The 7,060-nt window shown below is 69.9% G+C and carries 8 protein-coding genes and 1 pseudogene; 7 read left to right on the plus strand and 2 right to left on the minus strand.

Translation table 11 applies throughout. The annotated features are described in order from the left end of the window. Positions 1 to 5: 5 nt before the first annotated feature. The 3 genes from FV226_RS19740 to FV226_RS19750 all read left to right on the plus strand — a co-directional run bounded on the left by FV226_RS19740 (position 6) and on the right by FV226_RS19750 (position 2,944). On the plus strand, positions 6 to 908 hold the full coding sequence (locus tag FV226_RS19740; RefSeq protein WP_147764223.1) for an SMP-30/gluconolactonase/LRE family protein: 903 nt from the start codon (positions 6 to 8) through the stop codon (positions 906 to 908). Further along, on the plus strand, positions 905 to 1,834 hold the full coding sequence (locus FV226_RS19745) for a VOC family protein (RefSeq protein WP_147764224.1): 930 nt from the start codon (positions 905 to 907) through the stop codon (positions 1,832 to 1,834). The genes FV226_RS19740 and FV226_RS19745 overlap by 4 nt, the downstream gene beginning before the upstream one ends. 114 nt (positions 1,835 to 1,948) lie before the next feature. After that, the gene (locus tag FV226_RS19750; RefSeq protein WP_147764225.1) at positions 1,949 to 2,944 is read left to right on the plus strand and encodes a catalase family peroxidase; all 996 of its coding nucleotides are present in this window, start codon (positions 1,949 to 1,951) and stop codon (positions 2,942 to 2,944) included. A 21-nt stretch (positions 2,945 to 2,965) separates the two neighbouring features. Here FV226_RS19750 and FV226_RS19755 read toward each other — a convergent pair whose 3' ends face one another. Then, positions 2,966 to 3,352, minus strand: a complete 387-nt coding sequence (locus FV226_RS19755; protein WP_147764226.1) for a type II toxin-antitoxin system VapC family toxin — start codon at positions 3,350 to 3,352, stop codon at positions 2,966 to 2,968. Continuing rightward, positions 3,349 to 3,582 carry a type II toxin-antitoxin system Phd/YefM family antitoxin gene (locus FV226_RS19760; protein WP_147764227.1) on the minus strand — a complete coding sequence of 78 codons (234 nt, stop codon included), beginning with the start codon at positions 3,580 to 3,582 and terminating at the stop codon, positions 3,349 to 3,351. Before FV226_RS19760 ends, FV226_RS19755 begins: the two co-directional genes overlap by 4 nt. A 172-nt stretch (positions 3,583 to 3,754) precedes the next feature. Between FV226_RS19760 and lgt the strand changes: the two genes are divergently transcribed. The 4 genes and pseudogenes from lgt to FV226_RS19780 form a co-directional block, all read left to right on the plus strand. After that, positions 3,755 to 4,660, plus strand: coding sequence for a prolipoprotein diacylglyceryl transferase (gene lgt, locus FV226_RS19765; RefSeq protein ID WP_147764228.1), 906 nt, complete (start codon positions 3,755 to 3,757; stop codon positions 4,658 to 4,660). Further along, positions 4,657 to 5,727 (plus strand): SAM-dependent methyltransferase, encoded by a 1,071-nt coding sequence (locus FV226_RS19770; RefSeq protein ID WP_147764229.1) that lies wholly within the window; start codon positions 4,657 to 4,659, stop codon positions 5,725 to 5,727. The genes lgt and FV226_RS19770 overlap by 4 nt, the downstream gene beginning before the upstream one ends. Before the next feature lie 97 nt (positions 5,728 to 5,824). After that, a complete protein-coding gene (gene pgeF / locus FV226_RS19775) occupies positions 5,825 to 6,595 on the plus strand; it encodes a peptidoglycan editing factor PgeF (RefSeq protein ID WP_147764230.1) in 771 nt (256 codons plus the stop codon). A gap of 260 nt (positions 6,596 to 6,855) precedes the next feature. Then, positions 6,856 to 7,060: pseudogene (locus tag FV226_RS19780) on the plus strand (porin family protein); the annotation flags it as partial.

Genomic DNA, 7,060 nt, shown 5'->3' on the forward strand with positions numbered 1-7,060 from the left:
CGGCGATGGATGGTTTCGAGGTCACGCAGCCGCGGTTCAAGGCCTTCGTGCTGCCGAACGCGCCGCTGGAGACGCTCGCCGAAGGCTTCCGCTGGTGCGAGGGGCCGGTCTGGTTCGGCGACCGCGACGAGCTGCTGTTCTCGGACCTGCCCAACGACCGGGTGATGCGCTGGAGCGAATCCGGCGGCGTGTCGGTGTACCGTTCGGGCACCGGCTTCGAGAACGGGCACGCCCGCGACCGCGAGGGGCGCCTGCTCTCGTGCTCGCACCGCGACCGCCGGATCACCCGCACCGAACACGACGGCACGATCTCCGTCTTGGTCGAGCGCTATCGGGGGCGCCGGCTGAACTCGCCGAACGACATCGTCTGCAAGTCCGACGGGACGATCTGGTTCAGCGACCCGCCCTACGGCATCCAGACCGACTACGAGGGCGGCAAGCAGGAGGCGGAGCTTCCCGCCGCACTCTACCGCTTCGACCCGCGCGACGGCTCGCTCGACGTCGTCGCCGACGACTTCGACGGGCCGAACGGCCTCGCCTTCTCGCCCGACGAGACCAAGCTATACGTCGCCGAGAGCGGGCTGCAATTCGCCGACGACCCGAAGCGGTTCATCCGCGTCTTCGACGTCGTGCAGGACGGGTCGCTCTCGGGCGGCAGCCTCTTCCACACGGTCGAGCCGGGCTTCGCCGACGGCTTCCGCCTCGACGAGGACGGCTTCCTCTGGTCGAGCGCCGGCGACGGCGTGCATTGCATCGATCCGCACGGCGAGCGTGTCGGCAAGATCCTGGTGCCGGCGACGGTCTCGAACCTCGCCTTCGGCGGGCGCAACCGCAGCCGCCTGTTCCTCTGCGCCTCGCACACGCTGTATGCGATCTACACCAACCGGCGCGGGGCGCGCCTCCTGTGAGCGCGGGCATCCGAGGGATCACCGGCTTTGAGCGCACCGTTGCGGACCTTGCGCGGACGGAAGCGTTCTACCGCGACGGGCTCGGGTTTGCGCAGGTCGGGTCGATCGAGCCGCTGCCGGCGGCAATCGCCGACGCTTACGGCTCAGACGGCGCCGTGGCCGCGCGCCTGACGATGCGGCTCGGCGCACAGTTCGTGGCGTTCCTGGCCTTCGACCCGCCGGGTGCGCCTTACCCGGATGTGCCGCTCGCGAACGATCCGGTGTTCCAGCATCTCGCGATCCCCGTGCGTGCGATGGAGGCCGCCCACGCGCAACTCCTGCGACTGTCGCCGCAGTCCATCAGCCACGGCGGGCCGCAGGTGCTGCCCGAGAGCTCGGGCGGCGTTACCGCCTACAAGTTCCGCGACCCGGACGGGCATCCCCTCGAACTGATTGCCTTCCCCGGCGGCCCGGCCGCGGAGCGATGGCGGACGGCGCCGGGCCTGTTCCTCGGCATCGACCATTCGGCGATCACCGTGACGAACCTCGATCGCGCGTTGGGCTTCTATGCCGACCTGCTCGGGTTACGCGTGGCCGGGCGCGGGCTGAACGCGGGCGAGACCCAGGCGCGCCTCGACGGTGTTCCCGATCCCGTTGTCGATGTCGTCGGCCTCGAACCGCCGGTCTGCGTCACGCCGCACCTGGAACTCCTGCATTACCGTCGGCCCGACACGAAGCGGCCGACGCCGGCCCCCTACGGCCCGCGCGACCCGGCGACGACGCGGCTCGTGTTCGAAGCCGACGACGTCACCGCCACCACGGAAGCGATCCGGCGGGCGGGCTACCGGGTCCGCCTGTCGGCCGACGGCCGCAGTGCCTACGCCGAGGGTCCGGACGGGCACGGGCTCCGGGTCGTCGGCAGCGCGGGCGGCGCGTCGGACCGGTAACCACCCTCGTCCGTTGTGCGCAATCGGGTTCTTCACTGCAACTCCAGATCGTGGCATGTGCCGTGCTCCGCCGGCCCTGTCCCAGGTGGCGGCCGCCTCGGCCCGGAGACCCGCATGACCCGTTTCCCGCTCCTCCGCCACGTCGTGATCGGCGGCGTCGTGCTCGCCGGCTTGGCCGTCGCACCGACATCCGCCGAAGAGGCCACCACCGCCGAGCAGACCGTCGACGCGATGAACAAACTGTGGGGGCAGCATCCCGGCATGCGGGCGAACCACGCCAAGGGCACGGTCGTCGAGGGCAGCTTTACCCCGAGCACAGAGGCGGCCAGGCTCAGCAAGGCCTCGGTTTTCTCCGGCCCCGCTGTTCCGGTCACCGGGCGGTTCTCGGACGCGACCGGCATCCCGACCATCCCCGACGGCTCGGCCGACGCCAACCCGCACGGGCTCTCGCTGAAGTTCAAGCTGGCCGACGGCAGCGAGATGGACGTCGTCACCAACAGCCTGAAATACTTCCCGGTCGCCACCGGCGAGGAGTTCCGCGACCTGCTCGTCGCGATCGCCAAGAGCGGGAAGGATGCCGGGACGCCGACGCCGGCCGAGGCCTTCGTTGCGAGCCATCCGGCCGCCGGCAAGGCCGGCGCCACCGCCAGGACGCCGACGAGCCTGGCGCGTCAGACCTATAACGGCGTCAACGCCTTCGTCCTCGTCGACGCGGCCGGCAAGCGGCAGGCCTTCCGCTACCGTATCGTGCCGGTGGAGGGCGAGGAGCTGCTCGCGGCCGAGGAGGGCGCCAAGCAGGCGCCGGACTACCTGATGTCCGAGATCCGCACGCGGCTCGGCACGGCACCGGTCGCCTACAAGGTGCTAGCCCAGCTCGCCGAGGCCGGCGACCGGACCGACGACGCGACCAAGCCCTGGCCCGAGGAGCGCCGGTTGGTCGACATGGGCACCCTGACGCTGACCAAGCCCGTCGCCGACAGCGCGAGCGCTGAGAAGGCGCTGCTGTATCTTCCGAACGCCCTCACCGACGGGGTCGAGGTGTCGGACGACCCGTTGATCGACGCGCGGGTCCAGGCCTACGCGGTCTCATTCGGGCGGCGCTCGCAGTAGAGGCTCGGCGCATCGCCCGTTTCACCAGATGCGGGTGACGCGGCCGTCGAAGACGGCATCGGCCGAGACCAGCGGCATCGCGTGGATCAAAGCCGTTGCCGCCAGGAGACGGTCGAACGGATCGCGATGCGGCCAATCCATGCTGCCGGCCATCAGGCAGATATCACTGGTCAGCGACGCAGATCTTCCGCCCTGCCTCAGTAGGAGGTCAACGAGGCTGTCGGCGAAGGGGGCCATGTCTGGCCATTTGCCGAGGCGGACCTTCTGACCGATCTCGAAGAACGTGATCGGACTCACATAAACGGTCGTAGCGGCAGATATGCTCTGCCGTGCCACCTGCGAGAGGCGACGATCGTTCGTCAGCGACCAAGCCCAGGTATGCGTGTCCAGAAGGAGACTTGCGCTCAACGCTCACCCTCCCACAGGGCGAGTTCCTCGGCGTTCATTGGTTCGAAGAAATCGGGACCCGAACCTGCGACCTGACCTTCCAAGAGCCCGATCTTGAAGGTGGTCTTCGGGATGGCGACCAGTTGTACGACGGGCTCGCTTCCGCGGGCGATGATGACCTCCTCGCCACGCAAAGCCGCCTCGATCAGCTTGGACAGCTGAGTCTTCGCTGCGTGAACGGTGACCTGCATGGCGAACTCTCATCGCGAAACGTCGCGATCTTAGCTAACTCGACTAACCTTTCAAGGCGCATGGACGTCGCCCGTCTGATATCGAGTCGCGAGCCGAACCCAGGACCGACACCCCGGGCTTGACGCCCCCCAGCCCCCGCGTCCAATGCCGCCGTTTCCACGGGAGGCCCCGATGCTTTTCGCCCTGCCCTTTCCGGCCATCGACCCGGTCGCCGTCGCGATCGGGCCGATCACCATCAAGTGGTACGCCCTGGCCTACATCGCCGGGCTGATCGGCGGGTGGTTCTATGCGCGCCGCCTCGTGATGGCCGAGCGCTACTGGGGCGTGGTGCGCCGTCCGACCACCGTGGACATCGACGACATGATCGTCTGGGTGGCGCTCGGCGTCGTCCTCGGCGGGCGGATCGGCTACGTGCTGTTCTACAATCTGCCGATGTACCTCGACGATCCGATGGAGATCCTGGCGATCCGCAATGGCGGCATGTCGTTCCACGGCGGCTTCCTCGGGGCGGTGCTGGCGATGCTGCTGTTCGCGCGCTCGCGCAAGCTCGGTGGCTACACGCCGCTCGACCTCGCCGCCGTGGTGGTGCCGATCGGGCTGTTTTTCGGCCGCATCGCCAACTTCGTGAACGGCGAGCTGTGGGGCCGGGTCGCGCCCGACTTCGCCTACGCCGTCGTCTTCCCCACCGGCGGCCCGCTGCCGCGCCACCCGAGCCAGCTCTACGAGGCCGCGACCGAGGGGTTGCTGCTGTTCATTGTGATGGCGCTGGCGGTGAACCGCTTCGGCTTCCGGAAGCCGGGCCTTCTCGGCGGCATCTTCGTCCTCGGCTACGCCGTCACCCGGACCGTGTGCGAGCTGTTCCGTGAGCCGGACCGCCAACTCGGCTACCTGTTCGGCGCCCATCTCGGGCCGCTGGGCGGCGGCGTGACCATGGGCATGCTGCTCTGCGTCCCGATGGCCCTCGTCGGGCTCGTCTTCATCGGGCTCGCCGCCCGCGGCGTGACGCGACCACGACACCCGGCCGAGGCCTCCCCGGTTCCCATGGCGCCGGCACCGGACGGTTCGGTGCGGCCTTGAGCGCTACGCCGCTCGGCGCCGAGATCGCCACGCTAGTCCGCGAGACCGGCCCGATCGGGATCGACCGCTACATGGCGCTTTGCCTTGGGCATCCGGTGCACGGGTACTACTACACCCGCGACCCCTTGGGCCCGCGCGGCGACTTCACCACCGCCCCCGAGATCAGCCAGATGTTCGGCGAGCTGATCGGGATCTGGATCGCCTCGGTCTGGGCTGCGATGGGGACGCCGGCCCCGCTGCGCCTGGTCGAGCTCGGCCCCGGGCGCGGCACATTGATGGCCGACGCGCTGCGGGCGCTGCGCACCGTGGCGCCGACGGCCGCGATCGACCTCCATCTCGTCGAGACCAGCCCGGTCTTGCAGACGGCGCAGACGGCGGCGCTCGCGGCCGCCGCGCCGACCTGGCATGCCGACGTCGCCGCGGTGCCGCACGGCCCGGCCATCGTGGTCGCCAACGAGTTCTTCGACTGCCTGCCCGTGCGCCAGTTCGTGCGCACCGCCCGCGGGTGGTGCGAGCGGCTGGTCGGCGTCTCGGACGGTGCGCTCGCCTTCGGGCTCGCACCGGACCCGAACCCCGCGATCGGCGCCGTCGCAGTTGAGGGCGCCGTGATGACCCTGCCCGCGCTCGCGCTCGACCTGACCCGTGCCCTGGCGCGACGCGTCCGCGACCAGGGCGGTGCCGTTCTGGTGATCGATTACGGTCATGCCCGGCCGGGCTTCGGCGATACGCTGCAGGCGGTGGCGGCGCATCGCTTCGTCGGGCCGCTCGACGCGCCGGGCGAGGCCGACCTCACGGTCCACGTCGACTTCCCGGCGCTGGCACGCGCGGCCTCGGAGGCGGGCGCCGCGATCCACGGCCCGGTCGACCAGCGCGACTTCCTCGACTCCCTAGGCCTGCCCGCCCGCGCGGCGCGGTTGACGGCGCGGGCGACGCCGGCCCAGGCCGAGGCGATCACGGCGGCGGCGCGACGCCTCACCGATCCGGCCCCCGGCGGCATGGGGAGCCTGTTCAAGGCGATGGCGATCACCCATCCCGCGCTCGCTCCGCCGGGCTTCGCGCCGGGCTAAAGCGGCGGGCGAGCCATCGTCAGCCTCGCCGCCTTCGGTTATCGACGGGGCCGACGTGATCCCGCATCGCGGGTGCCAACCCTCGCCAGGAGCCGCCATGTTCGTCGAAGCGCCGGAACTCAGCTCGCATTCGAGCATCCGCCACGCGTTCTTCACTCGGCAGGGCGGCGTCTCCGAGGGCCTCTACGCTTCCCTCAACGGCGGGCTCGGCTCGCAGGACAGGCCCGAGGCCGTCGCCGAGAACCGGGCGCGGATGTGCGCGCAGCTCGGGCTGCCCGCCGATCGGATGGCGAGCCTCTACCAGGTGCATTCCGCTGAGGCCGTCGTGGTCGCGGCGCCGTTCCCCGTGGACGAGCGCCCGAAGGCCGACGCCATGGTGACGCGGGTTCCCGGCCTCGCGCTCGGGATCGCGACGGCCGATTGCGGCCCGATCCTGTTCGCCGATCCCGAAAACGGCGTCGTCGGCGCCGCCCATGCGGGTTGGAAGGGGGCGCTGACCGGCGTGGTCGAGGCGACGGTCGCGGCCATGGAAGGTCTCGGCGCCCGGCGCGGAGCGATCGTCGCCGTCCTCGGCCCGACGATCTCGCAGGCTGCCTACGAGGTCGGCGCCGACTTCATGGCGCGCTTCCGCGACGAGGCGCCGGGGTCCGACCGGTTCTTTTCGGACGGTTCGCGCCGCGGCCATGCGCAATTCGACTTGTCCGGGTTCGTGCGCATGCGTCTGGAGCAGGCGGAGATCGGCGAAGCCGCGATCCTCGGCCTGTGCACCTACGCCGACGCCGAGCGCTTCTACAGCTATCGTCGAACCACCCACCGCGGAGAAGCGGATTACGGGCGGCTGATCTCCGCCATCGCCCTGACTCCATGAAGCTGGTTCCCGGAATGCGACAATCTGTCCAACGCTGAGACGGGAAAAAAGCGTGGCCGCAAGTGAACCTTGACCATTCGAGGGTGTTTATCGCTTCAGGTACCAAGGGATAACGGCGGGGCGCCACAAAGGGGCCGTCTTCAGGACGGTCGGCGTTACCGCGATGCAACAGCATCCTTGGAGCCGTTGACTTAAAGACGGGCAATCGGTGCCGGACGGGGCAAAAGTCCGGCGGCACCAGATGGAATGAGGACCAGACCATGAAATCCATGCTTCGGGGCGTCACCGCCCTCGCCGGCATCGCGCTCGCCGGCTCCGCCTTCGCTGCCGACCTTCCGCGTCGCGCACCGCCGCCGGTGTTCACGCCCGTTCCGGTGTTCACCTGGACCGGCGCCTACTTCGGTATCAACGCCGGCTACGGCTTCGATGCCAGCGAGCGCCGCGGCGCCACCGTCGTCGGCGTCT

The sequence above is a fragment of the Methylobacterium sp. WL12 genome (genome assembly GCF_008039475.1).
Taxonomy (GTDB): domain Bacteria; phylum Pseudomonadota; class Alphaproteobacteria; order Rhizobiales; family Beijerinckiaceae; genus Methylobacterium; species Methylobacterium cerastii.